13 protein-coding genes and 2 pseudogenes are annotated in these 17,157 nt (G+C 66.1%); 9 read left to right on the top strand and 6 right to left on the bottom strand.

The window, feature by feature from the left end:
* The 3 genes from CCN51_RS25440 to CCN51_RS25450 form a co-directional block, all read left to right on the top strand.
* Positions 1-813: AMP-binding enzyme (locus CCN51_RS25440; protein ID WP_143675891.1), on the top strand; the 813-nt coding region annotated here is incomplete at its 5' end.
* Positions 814-1,438: 625 nt separating this feature from the next.
* Positions 1,439-2,506 carry an alkene reductase gene (locus CCN51_RS25445; RefSeq protein ID WP_014173797.1) on the top strand — a complete coding sequence of 356 codons (1,068 nt, stop codon included), beginning with the start codon at positions 1,439-1,441 and terminating at the stop codon, positions 2,504-2,506.
* Between the two features lie 427 nt (positions 2,507-2,933).
* Positions 2,934-3,506, top strand: coding sequence for a TetR/AcrR family transcriptional regulator (locus tag CCN51_RS25450; RefSeq protein WP_014173796.1), 573 nt, complete (start codon positions 2,934-2,936; stop codon positions 3,504-3,506).
* A 156-nt stretch (positions 3,507-3,662) separates the two neighbouring features.
* Here the strand turns inward: CCN51_RS25450 and CCN51_RS25455 are convergent, their stop codons facing one another.
* Positions 3,663-4,523, bottom strand: a complete 861-nt coding sequence (locus tag CCN51_RS25455; protein ID WP_238545285.1) for an alpha/beta fold hydrolase — start codon at positions 4,521-4,523, stop codon at positions 3,663-3,665.
* Positions 4,524-4,892: 369 nt separating this feature from the next.
* Between CCN51_RS25455 and CCN51_RS53505 the strand changes: the two are divergent.
* A pseudogene (locus CCN51_RS53505) lies at positions 4,893-5,991 on the top strand (integrase core domain-containing protein).
* Between the two features lie 224 nt (positions 5,992-6,215).
* Complete coding sequence (locus CCN51_RS55095; RefSeq protein WP_014173790.1) at positions 6,216-6,431, top strand: hypothetical protein; 216 nt, start codon at positions 6,216-6,218, stop codon at positions 6,429-6,431.
* A 55-nt stretch (positions 6,432-6,486) separates the two neighbouring features.
* On the opposite strand, the gene CCN51_RS25470 is transcribed toward CCN51_RS55095, so the two are convergent.
* Together CCN51_RS25470 and CCN51_RS25475 are read right to left on the bottom strand one after the other, a co-directional pair.
* Positions 6,487-7,368 carry an endonuclease/exonuclease/phosphatase family protein gene (locus tag CCN51_RS25470; RefSeq protein ID WP_014173789.1) on the bottom strand — a complete coding sequence of 294 codons (882 nt, stop codon included), beginning with the start codon at positions 7,366-7,368 and terminating at the stop codon, positions 6,487-6,489.
* A gap of 102 nt (positions 7,369-7,470) precedes the next feature.
* On the bottom strand, positions 7,471-8,568 hold the full coding sequence (locus CCN51_RS25475; protein WP_014173788.1) for an integrase core domain-containing protein: 1,098 nt from the start codon (positions 8,566-8,568) through the stop codon (positions 7,471-7,473).
* A gap of 211 nt (positions 8,569-8,779) precedes the next feature.
* Here CCN51_RS25475 and CCN51_RS54445 point away from each other — a divergent pair, with 211 nt between their 5' ends.
* Entirely contained in the window at positions 8,780-9,064 is a 285-nt protein-coding gene (locus CCN51_RS54445; RefSeq protein ID WP_143675892.1) for a hypothetical protein, read from the top strand.
* A 139-nt stretch (positions 9,065-9,203) separates the two neighbouring features.
* Positions 9,204-9,788 carry a DUF6461 domain-containing protein gene (locus CCN51_RS25480; RefSeq protein WP_086860112.1) on the top strand — a complete coding sequence of 195 codons (585 nt, stop codon included), beginning with the start codon at positions 9,204-9,206 and terminating at the stop codon, positions 9,786-9,788.
* 34 nt (positions 9,789-9,822) lie between these two features.
* Here the strand turns inward: CCN51_RS25480 and CCN51_RS25485 are convergent, their stop codons facing one another.
* Positions 9,823-10,947, bottom strand: a complete 1,125-nt coding sequence (locus CCN51_RS25485; RefSeq protein ID WP_143675893.1) for a hypothetical protein — start codon at positions 10,945-10,947, stop codon at positions 9,823-9,825.
* The gene (locus tag CCN51_RS25490; RefSeq protein ID WP_245881682.1) at positions 10,944-11,912 is read right to left on the bottom strand and encodes an integrase core domain-containing protein; all 969 of its coding nucleotides are present in this window, start codon (positions 11,910-11,912) and stop codon (positions 10,944-10,946) included. Before CCN51_RS25490 ends, CCN51_RS25485 begins: the two co-directional genes overlap by 4 nt.
* 190 nt (positions 11,913-12,102) lie before the next feature.
* Between CCN51_RS25490 and CCN51_RS60125 the strand changes: the two are divergent.
* Positions 12,103-12,837: pseudogene (locus CCN51_RS60125) on the top strand (transposase); the annotation flags it as partial.
* Positions 12,838-13,382: 545 nt separating this feature from the next.
* Positions 13,383-16,196 (top strand): SpoIIE family protein phosphatase, encoded by a 2,814-nt coding sequence (locus tag CCN51_RS25500; RefSeq protein WP_014173781.1) that lies wholly within the window; start codon positions 13,383-13,385, stop codon positions 16,194-16,196.
* A gap of 383 nt (positions 16,197-16,579) precedes the next feature.
* Here the strand turns inward: CCN51_RS25500 and CCN51_RS25505 are convergent, their stop codons facing one another.
* Positions 16,580-17,014: an integrase core domain-containing protein gene (locus CCN51_RS25505; RefSeq protein ID WP_086860118.1), complete on the bottom strand. Its 435-nt coding sequence runs from the start codon at positions 17,012-17,014 to the stop codon at positions 16,580-16,582.
* Between the last annotated feature and the right edge of the window lie 143 nt (positions 17,015-17,157).

A 17,157-nucleotide genomic window follows, 5' to 3' on the forward strand; every position in this document is an offset into this window, starting at 1 on the left:
CACCTCTTCCTCGCCGGCGAGCGCCTCGACCCCGAGACCTATCACTGGGCGAGCGATCTTCTGGGCATCCCGGTGATCGACCACTGGTGGCAGACCGAGACCGGCTGGCCCATCGTCGCCAACCCAGTGGGCATCGAGGCGGCTCCCCTCAAGCCCGGGTCCCCCACCCTCCCGCTGCCGGGCTGGGACGTCCGCGTCCTCGACCCTTCGGGCGAGCCGGCGCCCGCGGGCGTCGACGGTGCGATCGTCGTCAAGCTCCCCCTGCCACCCGGCGCACTCCCCACTCTTTGGAAGGACGACGACCGCTACGTCGCCTCCTACCTCTCCGCCTACGCCGGCTATTACCTCACCGGCGACAGCGGCCACATCGACGACGACGGCTACGTCTTCGTCATGGGCCGCACCGACGACGTCATCAACGTCGCCGGACACCGCCTGTCCACCGGCAGCATGGAAGAGGCCCTGGCCGCCCACCCCGACGTCGCCGAATGCGCCGTCATCGGCGTCGCCGACGCCCTGAAGGGACAGGTACCGCGCGGCTTCGTCGTTCTGAAAGCCGGCATCGACCGCGAACCGAGCGAGGTCGAGGCCGAACTCGTCCAGCTCGTACGCGAGCGCATCGGCGCCGTCGCCTCTCTCAAGGATGTCTCGGTCGTAGCCGCCCTGCCCAAGACCCGCTCGGGAAAGATCCTGCGCAAGACGATGCGCGGTATCGCCGACGGCCACGACGAGCCCATCCCCTCCACAGTGGACGACCCCGGCGTCATCGAGGTCCTGCGCCCTGTTCTCCGCCGCGCCGGTCACACCCCGTGAACGGCTGACTCGCGGCCTGGCCGAGGGCGAGCGGTGGGAACCGACGCCCATGTCTTCCTCAGTGATCTCGCTCGGGGCCTCGCACCCCGAGCGAGATCAAATTGGTCGACCTGGTGCGGCAGCACTTGCGCCGCGAGCTTCCCGAGGTGTGGAAGTACGAGGTCGTCGCCGAACTGGCGCCAGTGGTGTTGCCCGGACACATCGCTGCCAGTGTGGATCTTCTTGAGACAGGGGATGTCGACGGCGATGGCTTGAGCGGGCGTTGCCCCCTAGAAGTCACGGTGCCGCCAGGTGGGGTGTCGGTTCACATCGGAGCAGGCTGCTGCCTGCCCCGGACTGTCCTGGTATTACGGGAGGCTTTCGTTTGTGGCCTGCGGTGCGGCCCGGGCCCGCACCGGCCATCACCGCCACCCCAGGGACCCCACTTGTGACCGCCCACCCCGATGCATAGCATTATGGATGTAATTCTATGGATCGCGCCGACAGCGGCTCGGCCGGTAGGGGTCATGACGGGTGCGTTACCGGGCTCGGAAGCAGGAAAACCCGGTACCCCCGTCGACCACTCCCACACGGTGCCCGCCTCTGCCTCTCAGTAATCCACCACCCATCATCTGAGGAATTACCCATGTCCAACGCCCTGTGGAACCCGACCGTCGCCGGAGAGATCACGCTGCCGCACCGGCTCGCCATGGCCCCCCTGACCCGCAGCCGGGCCACCCCGGACGGCGTACCGACCGAGCTGAACGCCGAGTACTACGCCCAGCGCGCCTCGCACGCGCTCATCATCACCGAGGGCACCCAGCCCTCCGCCGACGGCCAGGGCTACCCGGTGACCCCGGGCATCTACACCGAGGAACACATCGCCGGATGGCGCAAGGTCGCCGACGCCGTACACGGGGCCGACGGGCGCATCGTCATCCAGCTGATGCACGCCGGGCGTATCGCCCACCCGGACAACACGCCCCACCGCCGGCAGCCGGTGGCTCCCTCCGCGATCAAGCCGGCGGGACAGACGTTCACCGTGTCCGGACTCCAGGAGATGCCGGAGCCGCGTGAGCTGTCCACCGAGGAGGTCGCCGCGACGGTCGACGACTTCCGGCGCGCCGCCGCCGCGGCCATCGCGGCCGGCGCCGACGGCGTCGAGATCCACGGGGCCAACGGCTACCTGGTCAACCAGTTCCTCTTCCCCAGCGCCAACCAGCGCACCGACCAGTACGGGGGTTCCCTCGACAACCGCATCCGTTTCGCGGTGGAGGTCGCCACGGCCGTGGCCGACGAGATCGGCGCCGGACGCACCGGCATCCGGATCTCTCCCGGCAACCCCTTCCAGCTCAACGACCTCGTGGAGAGCGACCCGCACGAGCTCTACCCGCACCTCCTGCGCGCCCTCGCCCCGCTCAACCTCGCCTACCTGCACGTAGGGCACGGGGGCGACGAGGAACTCCTCTTCACCCTCCGCAAGCTGTGGCCGACGACGCTGTTCCTCAACCGGGCCGGCGCCGACATCCCCACCCGCGTCAAGGACATCGAGGACGGCCTGGCCGACGTCATCACCGTCGGCACCATGGCCCTCGCCAACCCCGACCTCGTCGAGCGCGTACGCGCCGGCGCACCCCTGAACACCCCTGACCCCAACACTTTCTACGGCGGCGGCGCGGCCGGTTACACCGACTACCCCACCTACGAAGCCTGACGAAGGCCCCGGCGCCCGAGGGAACCGACCTCGGGCGCCTCAACACGGCTGCGGCGCACGGCGGCCCGGCGACCCAAGGAGCCAGGGGGCGCCACCGACGTGCACCGCAGCCGCTTCACCTCGTACCCGGCGTTCTGCGCAGAGGACGAAGGAGGCCGGCATCACCGCACAGACATCAACCACCGCCGTTCAACAGCGAGGAGGGATGAGATGGGGGGAGGGATGAGACATCGGTGCATCGGGGGGTCAGGTCCGATTCACCGGTCGCCGCCGAGCCTCACCCTGACAGGGCGGCACCGGGAAGAGCATGCAGCTACTGGTGGCGTGGGCGAGCAAATTGCCTGCCGATCATAATATTACGTGCGTCAGCCCATAGATTAGGCTTGGATGCGAGGCAACGGTCTTACGGAGCGAATGGAGGAAGCTTGTGGTGCGCTACGCCAAGGAGCACAAGCAGGTGACACGGCAACGGATCATCGAGAAGGCCGGCCACCGGTTCAAGCAGGACGGCATCGACGGCTCGGGCATCTCCACGCTGATGTCGGATGCCGGGCTCACCAACGGAGCCTTCTACGCCCACTTCGCGTCCAAAGACGATCTCGTCGCCCATGTCATGGCCGACCAACTGCGCACACAGGTCGCGAGGTACGGCACTCTGCGGCCTGGCCGCCAGGGACTCGAAGACCTGGTTCGCGAATATCTGTCGCCTGAACACCGGGACCACCCCGGCGACGGGTGCCCGTCCGCCGCCCTGCTCGACGAGATCGGCCGCTGCGGGGACGGGCCCAAGCAGGCCTACACCGACGGCGCGCGGGACATCGTGGAAGAGATCGCCGCCCGTCTGGCACCCGAGAATCCGCAGTCCGCTCGCGGTAAGGCCATCGGGCTCTTCACCATGATGGTGGGGGCGTTGCAACTGTCCCGCGCTCTCTCCGACCGCAAGTTCGCCGATGAGGTCCTTGAACAGGGAATCGAGAGCGCCCTCACCTTCATGCGCTGAGGGGGACAGTTCACGGCCGCCCCCAGAGTCACCGGGAGGCTTCTCCAACTTCGCCTCATGCCGACCAGCCGAGAGGCAGGCGTGACCGTCGGCCACGTCTTCGCCCGGCTGAAGAGCTGGAAGATCCGCACAAGCAATGGCCGCACTTCGCGCCTGTCACCGTTCGAGGAACTTGAGAGCCGTCTCCACGAACTGCCGATGGAACTGGAAGATGCCGCCGTGACCGGCATCGGCATAGATCACCAGCTCACCATTCGGCACTCGCCGCGCCAGGTCGGCCGAGTTCTTCGACGGAACCATCCTGTTGCTCTCACCGTTTGCAACGAGTACAGGCTGGTGGATAACGGAGAGATCGTGGGGCTGCTCCAGCCCCCAGCGGTGAATCGCCTTGAGCTGGGCACCATACGACCTGAGGAAGATCGCTTTGTCCCGGTCGTGGGTGCGCTCCTTCAGCCGGGCCAGGACCTCCTTCCCGGCCCGACGCCCGTTGGCGGTGCGGGTGAAGAAGAGGAACTGCTTCGGGTCCTGAAAGGTGAGCAGTCCTCGGACGGTGTCGAGATGGGACAACCGGGTCACGTTCTTGATGCCCTCGCCGCCTGCAGGACCGGTACCCGTGAGGATCAGCTTGCGGACGAGTTGCGGTTCGGTCTGCGCGATCACCTGGGCGATCATGCCGCCCATCGAGAAGCCATGAAGATCTACGTACTCGAACCCGAGCGCCCGGATGAAGGTGACGGCATCCTTCGCCATCGCCTGGATGGTGCGCGGCGTCGAACCAGTGGAAGCGCCGACGCCCCTGTTGTCGAACGTGATGACCCGGCGCTTGGCTGCGATGCCGTCGACGACCCGGGGGTCCCTCTCCCCCTGGCTTCCTAGCAACACCGCTTCATCGGCGACATCGAGGCCATGGCGCAACACCTCATCTACGACGTGGCCGTCGGCCGGTCCTACCTGGGAACCGATCTCCTCGACAGTGCGCCCGATGCGCTCTGCAAGGAACTCCTCGACGGCGAGCACTCCTCCAGCCTCGAGCTGAACAACATCGTCACCGCCAACGGCTCTCCGCAGAGTGCATGACCGCCACGGACCGGACCACCTCTGGCCTGGACTGCGGCTACGTCTTGCACCCGCACAGCAACGAAGTAATCAACCTGTATGACGAGGACATCGGCCCTCTCGTGGGCTGAGGCACCGATCCCCGCGCTCGGTTCAGTGACAACTACGCGCTGCGGGAATCCGACACGCCGCTTCCCGCTACCGCTGCCCTTGCCAGAAACCTCATCCGCCCTGGTAGGGGCCGGTGCATCGGGTTTCCCGAAATCTGGCCGCGGTCGTCTGAGCCGACGCTCTCGCGCAGCTGCCGTCAGCGCGCCGTGATGATCGATCGTGCTGCTGCGACTGGCTTACCTGGGTGTGTCGAACGCGTTCGCGATGCTTCGTCTGCTGCCGATGACCGACCGGGACAAGGACGCGGAGATCCTCGCCCTGCGCCACCAGATCACCGTGCTGGAACGCCAACTCGGCAAGGAAAAGATCCGGTTCACCCCGAGCGACCGGGCATTCCTGGCAGCGCTCCTGCACCGGCTGCCACCGCCCGTCCTGCGAGGGTCACGGCTGCTCGTACGCCCCGACACGGTACTGCGCTGGCACCGCAACCTCGTCGCACGCCGCCACGCCGCCTCCTGCCGGCCCAAACACCCGGGACGACCCCCTACAGTGCGCTCGATCCGCATCCTGGTGCTGCGCCTGGCGAAGGAGAACCCGAGCTGGGGGTACCGACGCCTGCACGGCGAGCTCCTCGTACTGGGGGTGAAGGTGGGCGCGTCCACCGTCTGGGAAATCCTGAAGGAAGCCGGCATCGACCCAGCACCCGAGCGGAACTCCAGCACCTGGGCCAACTTCCTTCGCACCCAGGCTGATGCCCTGCTGGCCTGCGACTTCATGGAAACAGTCACCCTCTCGGGGACACGGATGTACGTGCTCGTAGTGATCGAACACAGCAGTCGCCGGATCCGAATCCTGGGCGCCACCACACATCCGACCGCATCCTGGGTAGCCCAAGCGGCGAAAAACCTCGTCATGGACCTCGAAGACCTCGGCTGCCGGGCACGGTTCATGAATCAGGGACAGGGACGGGAAGTTCCCCGAACTGTTCGATGCCGTCCTCAAGGACGCGAGGATCGAGGTCGTGCTCAGCGGCATCCAGATACCGAGGATGAACTCGATCACGGAAAGGTGGATACAGACCTGTCGCCGCGAGCTCCTGGACCGGACGTTGATCTGGAACCAACGACATCTCCTCCCCACCCTGCGCGAGTTCGAGCAGTTCTACAACGCACACAGACCACACCAGGCCATCGCGAACGGCAGACCGCTGCATCCCTTGCCCCCACCGATCGACGATCCGGACACGTCAGCCCACCTCGACATACGCCGACACGATCGCCTCGGCGGCATCCTCCACGAATACCGACATGCAGCGTGACCTGCACGGATGAGATTTCCGGCAAGGGCAGCTGCGCTGCCACCGTGAGCTACTGCCCTGCCGCCACGCGAAGGCCTCCCGCCCCAAACGGCCGGGACAACCCCGCACTGCACGATCCGTGCGCGCCCTGGTATTACGGCCGGCACGAGAGAAATCCAGCCGGGGGTACCGGCGCATCCACGGCGAACTCACCGCCCGCAGCACAGCGGGGTGCCGCCGGCACCGTGTGGAACATCCTCAAGGACCACAGCATCGACCCCGCACCCGAACGCCAACGCACCACCCGGGCAACCTTCCTACGCTCCCAGACCATCCTCTCCGCCGACTTCTTCGAGACCGAAACCCTGACCGGAGCGACGCTGTACGTCCTCGCGGTGATCGAGCACGCCACCCGCCGCGTGCTGATCCTCGACACAACCGCACACCCCACCGCGGCCTGAGTCACCCAGGCCGCCCCGCAATATGGCCATGGACCTCCAAGCCGCGGGCGCCCACTCACGTTGGGTCCAGGTCGGTGTGCAGCAGGTGGTGGTCCGAGTACGGGGTCGGAAGCACACGGTGCTCGAGCGGGACGATGCCTCGCAGGAAAATGTAGTCAAACTTGCTCTGCCAGTCGGTGGTCGGCTTGCAGGTTCCGGTAGACGAGGGATGACACTGGGGGTCTGTGTCCGCGGCCAGTGCCCACATCCCTGTGAGCTCGGGAGCGTCCGGCACAGCGTTGAAGTCGCCGAGAACGATCGCGCGGTCGTGCCGGGCCACGTCTGCGGCGAGTACGTCGGTCTGGTCTGCCCGGACTGCCTCCTGACGTCGTTCAGCGAGGTGTGTGTTGAAGACCCGGACGAACCGGCCGCCCACACTGGTGGTGACTGCCATGTACCCACGGTCCTCGGATCCGCCGTCGGGGTATTCCACGTTGACCGGGTTCGTCATCGGCGCCGCCGAGAGGACCGCTTGCCCGAATGCCCCCGGACTCCACGGCGCTCCCCCGCAGCGGCCCCAATTCCGAAGAACCATCCCGTACTCGACGTGGTAAACCAGCCCGTAAAAGCCCTCCAGATAGTCCCGCATCCTCTCGACGTCACGCACGCACGCTTCTTGTAGGCCGATCACCTGGGGCGCATACGTGGCGATCTCCGCTGCGCGGTCGACGTTGCTTTCCTCACAGGGGTTGCAGATGTTCCACGTCATGACCCGGTTCGGCACGACACCCCTGACGGCATCGACGGGCAGTGACCTGGCGAGGGGCGCGCCGCTTGGTGCGCTGGGGCCGACGAGCACCATGCAGGCCACGATCACGGCGCCCGCGAACAACCGCGTGTCCCTTCCGAACACCATCGCCTCCTCAGAGTGGATACACGTGGCATCCGACGTCTCCATGCACGAGGTTATGGGACGGAGTTGTGAGCAACATACGCGGTGTGCCGGATCTCATTGCGCTCGGACGAAGCCTGCGCTTGCCGAATGTCTCGTCCGTGCAGGTCACGCGGCATGTCTGTATTCGTGGAGGATGCCGCCAAGGCGGTCGTGGCGTCGTATGTCGAGGTGGCTTAGCTTGTCCGGATCGTCGATTGGTGACGGCAGTGGGTGTAGCGGTCGGGCGTTCGCTATGCCCTGGTGCGGTCGATGGGAGTTGTAGAACTGCTCGAACTCTCGCAGGGCGTGGAGGAGGTGGCGCTGGTTCCAGATCAAGGTCCGGTCCAGGAGCTCGTGTCTGCAGGTCTGCACCCACCTTTCCATGATCGAGTTCACTCTCGGCATCTGGATACCGGTGAGGACGACCTCGATCCCCGCACCCTTGAGGACAGCGTCGAACAGGACTGGGAACTTCCCGTCCCTGTCCCGGATCATGAACCGTGCCCGGCAGCCTACGTCCTCGAGGTCCATGACCAGGTTCCTCGCCGCCTGTGTTACCCAGGAGGTGGTCGGGTGTGCGGTGGCGCCCAGAATCCGGATGCGACGGCTGCTGTGCTCGATCACCGCGAGTACATACATCCGCGCGCCGGAAAAGGTGACCGTCTCAAAGAAGTCACAGGCCAGGAGGGCGTCAGCTTGAGAGCGCAGGAAGCCGGCCCACGTGCTGGAGCTCCGGCCGGGCGCCGGATCGACGCCGGATTCCTTGAGGATCTTCCATACGGTCGAGGCGGCCACCTTCACTCCCAGCACGAGCAGCTCGCCGTGCAGACGCCTGTAGCCCCAGCTTGGATTCTCCCTCGCCAGGCGCAGTACCAGAATCCGGATGGACCGCACGGTACGAGGCCGACCGGGTCGCTTGGGCCGCGATAAGGCGGCATGCCGACGTCTTGCAAGGTCGCGATGCCAGCGCAGCACCGTGTCAGGACGCACGAGCAGCCGCACACGCCGCAGAGCCGGCAACGGCAGCCGATGCAGCAGCGCCGCCAGAAACACCCGATCGCTCGGAGTGAACCGTAGTCGGGCACCATCGAGTTGACGTTCGAGCACCGTGATCTGATGACGGAGAGCCAGGATCTCCGCATCCTTGTCCCGGTCGCTCATCGGCAGCAGACGCAGCAGCACGAACGCGTTGGTCACGCCCAGGTAGGCCAGTCGCAGCAGCACGGTCGAACATCATGAGGCGTGAACCACCGACTACGCGAGAGCGCCTACCCGAGCGACGAGACCGACGACCGCCAGTCCCGATACATGCCTCCGACCAGGGCGGATGACATTCTCGGCAAGCACAGGGCCACCCAGCTTCCGGCCCTCACCTGACGGCTGGCCACCGCCCCGACGACAGCGGAGAGGAGAGGACCGCACCACCCTCGGGCCCGTGGAACCCGACGCCCCCGCAGCGACACTCGACGGCCAGTCCCGACACGGCACGGGCATACCGGGCAGCCAGTCGTCCACAACGTCGCCGTCACCCCTCGGAAGAATCGAGGCCAACGCACGATCAGCGAACTTTGCAATCGCCCTGCGTGCGCCGGGCGGAGCCAACGCTTTGATTTCGGAGCGGATCAGCGCTTCCAGCGTGTCGATCGAGTCGATGCCCCGGTCGTCCCTCCAGCCCGGCATTCTTCAGGCTGCGATAGCCGTGCTCACCAACATGCCCTGACATATTGCTGCACCGTCTTCGGACGGGCACCAACGCTACAGTGTGCTTGACCAACTCGAACTGGCGTGTCAGCCCTGGGCTTTGCGAACGGCGTAGGGCGCGACATGCCAACATTTGCTGAGCCGAAGGATGACGGGCAGTGACGGAATCTGCACTGGTCGGCTGTGTGCCCTGGGACCACTTTGGCATCACGTGTGTGCGCGGGCTCTCGCCGGACGAGGTGCTGTCTCGTCTGAGTGTCACTGATCAGGCGCCGTACCCGTTGTGCACGCCCGACGAGGCGTTGCAACGCTTCGGGTCGGGTGCGGAGACGCCTGCGGCGCGGGTGTGTCGCAGTGGTGAGTGGACCTTTCTCATTGACGTCGACGATCACGGCGTGCTGCTCCAGTCCCTGGTGCTTACCCGCCTGTCCATGAGCACCGAGGCTGTCTCGATCTGGAAACTCCTCGACAGTACGACCCGGATTGCGCATGCGCAATCCGGGGAACTCCTGGCCTATTACGACGCCTGGCATTTCCAGCCGGCAGAGGGGGCCGACCCCTCTTTCCTCAACCGTGCCCTCACCGATGCAGGATTCTTCCTGGAGGAGAATTGGGAGTCCGACGATTGGGAGCCATCCGTTTCTGCGTTGCTGATGCTGGAGCGTGAGTTCGGCCTGGCACTGTCGTCCGAGGTAGCCAAGAGTCCCCTGCCGACGGTCAGCCTTCTGCACCTGCAGGGCTGACCGCCGGGCGGTTCGCCGCCTCAGGAACGGTCGTTCAGAAGGTGATCCTCAGCCAGAACGGGTCGTTGTCCGCAAGCAGCTTGTCCTTGACGAAGACGCCGTAGGCCGAGCCCACGTCCGAGTTGAGCGCTCCGGGAATGTGTCCGCGCACGCATTTCTCGCTGCCGCTGACTGTCCCCGTGGGGGTGACCGTGGGCCAGTCCACCGCAAGATTCCCGCTGGTGTCTGCTCGTACTGCCGTCACCTGCGCGCAGTCCTTCCCGTGATCGACGCTATTGAGGGCACCGCTTTCGTAGGTGCCGGCGAAGGGGAACTCGTCGCAGGTATCGTCTTGAACATTGGGGTCCTTGGTGAACTTGGAAGTTCCACAGATGGCTTGACGGTTGCTTGCCTGCTGAGACGAGTTCTTCAGCCGGTGCAGTGGCTGGCCGGTACCGCGCAGTCCCCAGTGGCCGGAGAGATTGTTCTGGGCCCACTCGAGCATGTCCGCCGAAGAGCCGTACTGAGACCGGGGTATCTGCAGGGTCGGGGTGTACCAAGGCACCACGCATCCTGCCTTGTCGGCGACGGAGATCTTGTTGTCGCAGCGGACTTCGGCTCCGCCCCACGTGATCGGCGGCAGCAGGTCGATGGCGTCGGGTGAGCCGATGGAGAGCTGGTAGTCGAGGTCGATGTAGTCGTAGCCCGTTGAGGGTTGGTCAGTGAGTGTGTAGGTCTTCTTGAGGTTCTGGCCGAGGCTGATGGGGGCCGAGGTCCAGAGCTTCGTGGTTCCAGGGGCGCAGGGGGAGGAACAGCTGGTGGTCCATGACACGCTCAGACCGGCAGGCAGTGTTCCGGTAGAGGACAGCATGGTGATTTGGTCGGTCTCAGTCCGCTGCAGGCTTTTCGTGGCTAAGTCCAGTTGCTGCGCGGTGGCGAACAGGGCGGTGCCGAGGAGCTTGTTGTCGCTGCTGTAGTAGGAGTACTTCACATTTGGGTCGATCTGGCACTGCATGGTGCGGGTGGCGTACCAGTAGCCGTCCTCGTCGCCGGTGCAGTCGTTGACCGGCAGCGGAACATCCAACACCGCGGACGCAGACGCACCGTCCGGTCCGGTAGCTGCGCCCTTGCGGAGGGCAGTCTTGCCTGCGGGGCTCGAATAATCGTCGCTCCTGGTCAAGAGGCATATCTGTACTCGTTGATCACACCGCCGAGGACGCGAGTGCGCAGGACTTTGCGGCTGGCCGGCTTCAGGACTGGAGGTGGTTGTCCGTGAGCTTGGGGAGGTAGTTGGCATCGGGCCCGGTGGGGGCGGTGCGCGTTGCAGTGCCTCTGGTACGTGGCCAGGACCCGGCGCACGTGACCTTCACCGAGGATGAGTATGTGGTCCAGGACTTCTCGGCGGAGAGTGCCGATCACTCGTTCGCAGTGGGCGTTGGCCTTCGGCGCACGGACCGGCGTCTTGACGATCTCGATGTCCTCGGCCTGGAACACGGCGTCGAAGGCGTCGGTGTACTTGCTGTCGCGGTCCCGGATGAGGAAGCGCAGCGAGTCCATCCGTATGCCGAGGTCGGTGGCGAGGTTGCGGGCCTGCTGGGTGGCCCATGCAGTGGTCGGGTGTGCGGTGACGCCGGCGATGTGCAGGCGCCGGGTGCGGTGCTCGAGGAAGACCAGAGCGTGGAGACGTTGCAGGCTGATCGTGTCGATATGGAGGAAGTCGCAGGCGATCAAGCTGGTGGCCTGCGCGGAGAGAAACTCGCACCAGGTTGGGCCGGTGCGGCGTGGTGCGGGGTCGATTCCTGCGGTGTGGAGGATCTGCCAGACGGTGGAGGCGGCGATCGGGTGTCCGAGCCGGGCCAGTTCGCCCTGGATCCGGCGATGGCCCCATCGGCTGTTCTCACGGGCAAGGCGCAGCACGAGGTTCTTGACGGCGGCCTGCGTGGGCGGCCTTCCGGGACCTCGGCGTCGTCGGGAGTAGTCCCATCGGCGGGCGACGAGGTTGCGGTGCCAGGCCAGCCGCGTGCTCGGTGTGACCGGGAAGACCTTGGCCCAGCGGCGGCGGGGGATCAGCGAGGACAGGGCTGCGAACCAGAGACGGTCCGCCGGCTCGTACCGTGCCCACCCCTGCAGCTGGCGTCGTAGCACAGCGTTTTCGTGCCGCAGGACGAGAAGCTCAGCTTCCTTCGAGGTGTCCCGCTGTAGGAGCACTGGTGGGACGGAGAGAAGACGTCGAGTCATCCGGTAGAGAAGCGACACGACCATCCAACCAGGATCGCAGCGCTACGCGGAGGCCGTGGCGTTTTGACCAGCAGCGATGAATATCCGAGCCCCACAACGCACACACCCGAACCTGATCACGAACATCGCCACCACCCACTCCACAGTGCCGGACAGCAAGGCTCTCGACGCCGTCCACCACGCGCTCTAGCAACGCGGCCTGCTCCCCGATGAGCACTGTCCCGACTCCGGCTACGCCACCGCCGAACTCATCCACGGCTCGGTGAAGACCTACGGCATCGCACTGATCACGCCGGTCCTGCTGGACACCTCCCGGCAGGCCAAAGCCCAAGCAGACTTCGCCGCCACCGACTTCACCATCGACTGGGAAGCCGGGAAGGCCACCTGCCCCGCCGGACATACCAGCGCCACCTGGAACCCCGTCGTGAGCGAAGGTATCCCCAAGACCGTGGTCACCTTCGCCGCCCTCGACCGCATCCCCTGCCCCTTCAAACCCCAGTGCACCACCGCGAAGAAGAACCGCCGCCAACTCTCCCTCCATCCCAGACAGATGACCGAGACACTCCGGCACACCCCGAGCCCGGCAGAAGACCAGGGACTGGAACACCGACTACGCCCTACGCGCCGGCATCGAGGGCACCATCCGGCAGGCCACCGCTGTCACCGGCACACGCCGCACACGCTACCGAGGCCTGGCGAAGACCCACCTCGAACACATCTACTCCGCCGTCGCACTCAACCTGATCCGCCTGAATGCCTGGTGAACGACCGCCCCCTGGACCGCACCCGCACCAGCCACCTCACCCGACTCGAGCACACCCTCACCGCATAACCACAATGGGCAACAGGATCGCGCAGGGTTCGATCTACTTCGCCGCCGCGTCCTCTACACCGACCGATCCTTTCCATCACCCTGCGTCACCACTTCGCGACAAGTGGATGAAAGCCATTTCTCTCCGGCCATCAGCCAGGACTCAACTGGCCGCCCTTGGCACGGCCGCTGTCAGCCCACCTCGGGCACCGGGTTCCACCCCTCAGTAGCGGCCGACGCCGTCGGACGGGGACATGCCCAGCGAGGGCGCCCATCCGAACCCCCGCCGCTGCCGTGGGCGGCGGCGCCGGTGTTTCAGAGCACTGATTAACCCCGCGTCGGCCAATACATTTCATGACGCGATTACCACCCAGATGCTCCTTATAGCATAATTTTAGATGCGCAAGCGGACCTCTGCTTCGCCTACGCAGCCCGGCCAGGCCGATGATCGGTAGCAGTCCATGGCACGAAACACGCATAGCACGAAACGGATAACACGCTGGTCCAGGGAGGACAGGCTTCGCGCGCTTGCCGCGTTTGGTGAGGACGTCACGGAGTCCGAGTCCTTGAGCTGCGCCCTGCACCATGTGGTCGCCGAACTCGGAGGCCTGGGCAGCATGGCACATCTGACGGGCCCCTGGGCGGGGGCGGGGCTGCGTTTGCTCGCCGTCGACAGCCTGCCCGCAACGCAAGCGCGGCAATGGGAGGACCGCGTTGTCCGGCATCCGACGAGCCCGGTCGACCGCATGCTGGACGGGAAGTGCCGATGGCGGCCGATACGGACCCGGGACAGCGGCCGCGACCCCGGCACGGACCCGCTTCCGGAACACTCGGGAAGTGCGGCCGTGTCCGGAATCGTCGTGGTCCCGATGGTGTCGCAGGAGCGAGTACTGGGCACTTTGTCCGTCATCTGTCTGGAAGAGGAGCCGACGGCCGAAGAGTGCTCGTTTCTGGAAGAGGTCGCCCACCTCGTCGCCCGGCATCTGGGCCGCTCGCTCACCGCTCCCCGCGGCGCCTCGTCCGAATGGTGGCTGGAACAGGACGGCGGCTCCCGGCTGAGCGAGGCCGCCAAGGCGGTCAGCGTGGGGTCCTGGGACTGGAACATCCGCACCGGCGAGCTTCTGTATGACGAGCAGGCCATGCGGGTGCTGGGCATCGATCCCGACACTTACGACCGGCGGATCGAGTCCTGGGTGGACATGGTGCACCCCGATGACCTGCCGTGGGTGATGGCGGGCACTGACGAGGCGATCCGTACTCGCAGTCTCTACAGGGTCGAGTACCGCATCCGGCGCCCCGATGGGACCTCGGGCTGGGCGCAGGCCCGTGGCCGGGTGATCATAGGTCCGGACGGAGAGCCGGCGCACATGGTCGGCACGGTGTGGGACACCACCCACACTCGGGCCGCCAGGGACGCCGTCGATCATGCCTTGTGGCACATGACGGACGGATTCGCTGCCGTCGACGCCGACTGGAGAATCACATTCGCCAACCCCGAAGCGGAGCGGGCACTCGGACCGGTTCCCGACACCGGAGACCGCTCGCTGTGGGCCATCCCCGCCGCACAGACACCCGGGTTCAAGGAGATGTGCCGGCGCACGATCTCGGAGGGCAGGCCGGTGAGCACCGAGCTGTGCTCGTCCGCCAACCAGCGCTGGTACGGCCTGCGCCTGGTGCCGGTGCCGCAAGGGCTGACCATCTACTCGACCGACATCACCGACAGGAAAATCAGGAACGCGGAACGGGAGGCCGCGGAACGCAGCGCCGCTGAACGCTCCGCGCGTATCGCGCGCCTGACCGGGGCGCTTGCCGAGGCCATCACCATGCGGGACGTCGTGGAGGCGACGGCGGAGCACGTCCTCGCACCTTTCGGAGCCACCAGGCTGGCCGTCCTGACCATGGAGGACCGCTCCCCTCGCGTCGTCGGCTCCATCGGATACGGCGAAACCCAACTGGATGTCTTTCGGGCACATGGCCCACCCTTCACCGCTCCCGTGGCGGAAGTCCTCACCACCCGTGTTCCGCTGTTCATCACGTCCACGGAGGAGCACAGGGCGCGCTACCCGCTTTCCGCTGAGGTCCTCGTCACCGACGAGGACCAGTCCTGGGCCTTCCTGCCTCTGATCGTCTCCGGCCAGGTGACCGGATGCTGCGTGATCGACTTCGCCGGGCGGCAACCGCTCAGCGGCGAGGAACGGACCCTGCTCACCGCACTCAGCGGCTTCATCGCCCAGGCACTCGAGCGCGCCAGGCTCTACGACTCGGAGCACAACCGCGCACAGGAACTACAGCGTGGCCTGCTGCCGCAGAAGCTTCCCCCGCTGCTCGCGATCGGCGCCGCCGCGCGCTATCTGCCGGCCGACCGCCGCCTCGATGTCGGCGGTGACTGGTACGACCTCATCGAGTTGTCCGCCGAACGCGCCGCGCTCGTCATCGGTGATGTCATGGGCCACGGGCTGTCAGAAGCGGCCACCATGGGGCGCCTGCGCACGGCCGTACGCACCCTCGCCGAACTCGAACTCCCTCCCGACGAGATTCTCACCCATCTCAACGATCTCGTCAGCGACCTCAGCGATGACTCCTACGCCACATGTCTGTACGCCGTCTACGACCCCACGACATGCCTGTGCGAGTTCGCCTCCGCCGGCCACCTTCCGCCCGTCGTCATCCACCCCGATCACACCGTGCACATCCCCGAGGTCCCCACGAACTCTCCCCTGGGCGCCGCCACACCACCGTTCGACGTCGTCCAGATCGAAGTACCGGCCAACAGCCTGTTGGCGCTGTTCACCGACGGGCTGGTGGAATCACCCGGCCAGGACATCGACGAGTGCGTCGACCGATTCACCGGAATCTTGGACGCGGCGATAGGCAAGGAGGACCAGCCCAGCCTGGAGACCCTCTGCGACACCATAGTGTCCGCCCTTCTGCCGACCCAGAAGAAGGGCAGGGACGACGCCGCGCTGTTCCTCGCACGCGCTCATGCGCTGACGGCCGAGAACGTCGCTGTATGGCCTCTTCCCACAGCTCCCACGGCGGCGCACCGGGCACGTGAACTGGTCCGTGGGCAACTCCCCCTCTGGCATCTCGACGATCTTGTGATGACCACCGAACTCGTCGTCAGTGAACTCCTCGGAAACGTCGTGCGCCACGCGCGGGGTCCCGTCGCCCTGCGTCTGCTGCGCGGGCGCAGTCTCTTCTGCGAGGTCTCCGACGGAAGCCTCACCACCCCCCACATCCGCAGGGCTTCCGACACCGACGAGGACGGCCGCGGCCTTCAGCTCATCAGTGCCCTCACGCACCGCTGGGGGGTCAGATACGGCGCTTCAGGCAAGACCATCTGGACCGAGCAACTGCTCCACACGCTTCCCGCGATCTGAACTGGCTTTCCTCCCGAGAGCGCACGATCCAGGGCTTTACGGTCCTCGCGAGTGATCGAGGACGGACAACCCGGGCGCAGGTGGCGGGGTTATGTGCAGACCAGAAGTCGACGGCGAGCAAGGTCGACACTTGAGTGTGCAGGAACTGTCGCCGTGCTGGCTCCGAACGATGGACTGCTACCGGATCGTCCGACACCACGTTTCTGCCGTGGCCCGCAAAGCGCTCCAGCGACGGAGCGTCAGCGCTTCGCGTCCTGCCCCTCGTACGTGAACCAGTCCACGTCGACGATTCCGTCCTTGGCGTAGACCCCGGCGACTCTGCCGGTGAAGGACGCTGCGGTCTCCGCGCTCACATAGCGGCCTGAAGGGTGTCAATATCCCGATCAGGCCGCTGAGCTGGGCGTTTCCTGTGGATGGAGAAGTCGTTGGGGTAGCGTGGTGTGGTACTCGTTGAGCAGGCCGCCGAGTAGCTGTCGCCGTCGAACTACGGCAGCAGGCAGGGGGATGACGCTCGGGTGGTCGTCCGGGGCTCGTAGATCGAGGCTGCGGTGGGCCCGTCCGGTGTTGTAGTGCTCGGCGTACGTGGTGAGGACAGCACGGAGGTGTCGTTCGCCGGTGATGAGGAGTCGGTCGGTGCATTCGGCGCGGGCCGTGCGTATCCATCGTTCGGCGAACGCGTTCGACCGCGGGCTCTGCGGCGGAGTCGGGATGACGGCTATGCCGTTGCCGGCGAAGACGGCGTCGAATGCGGCGGTGAACTTGCTGTCCCGGTCGCGGATGAGGAACCGGAAGCACCCAGCTCTGTCTCCGAGGTCCATGAGCAGATTGCGGGCGAGCTGGGTGACCCTGCGCTTGCCGAAAATATCATCCGCCCTGGTGGGAGGCGGTGTGCGCGGTGTACGGGAGGTCGACCGGCGTAGTCGCCCGAGCGGGCGCTCTCGCGAGGCTGGCGCTTACCGAG

Origin of the sequence: Streptomyces milbemycinicus (assembly GCF_002154605.1) — a bacterium.
Taxonomy (GTDB): Bacteria; Actinomycetota; Actinomycetes; order Streptomycetales; family Streptomycetaceae; genus Streptomyces; species Streptomyces milbemycinicus.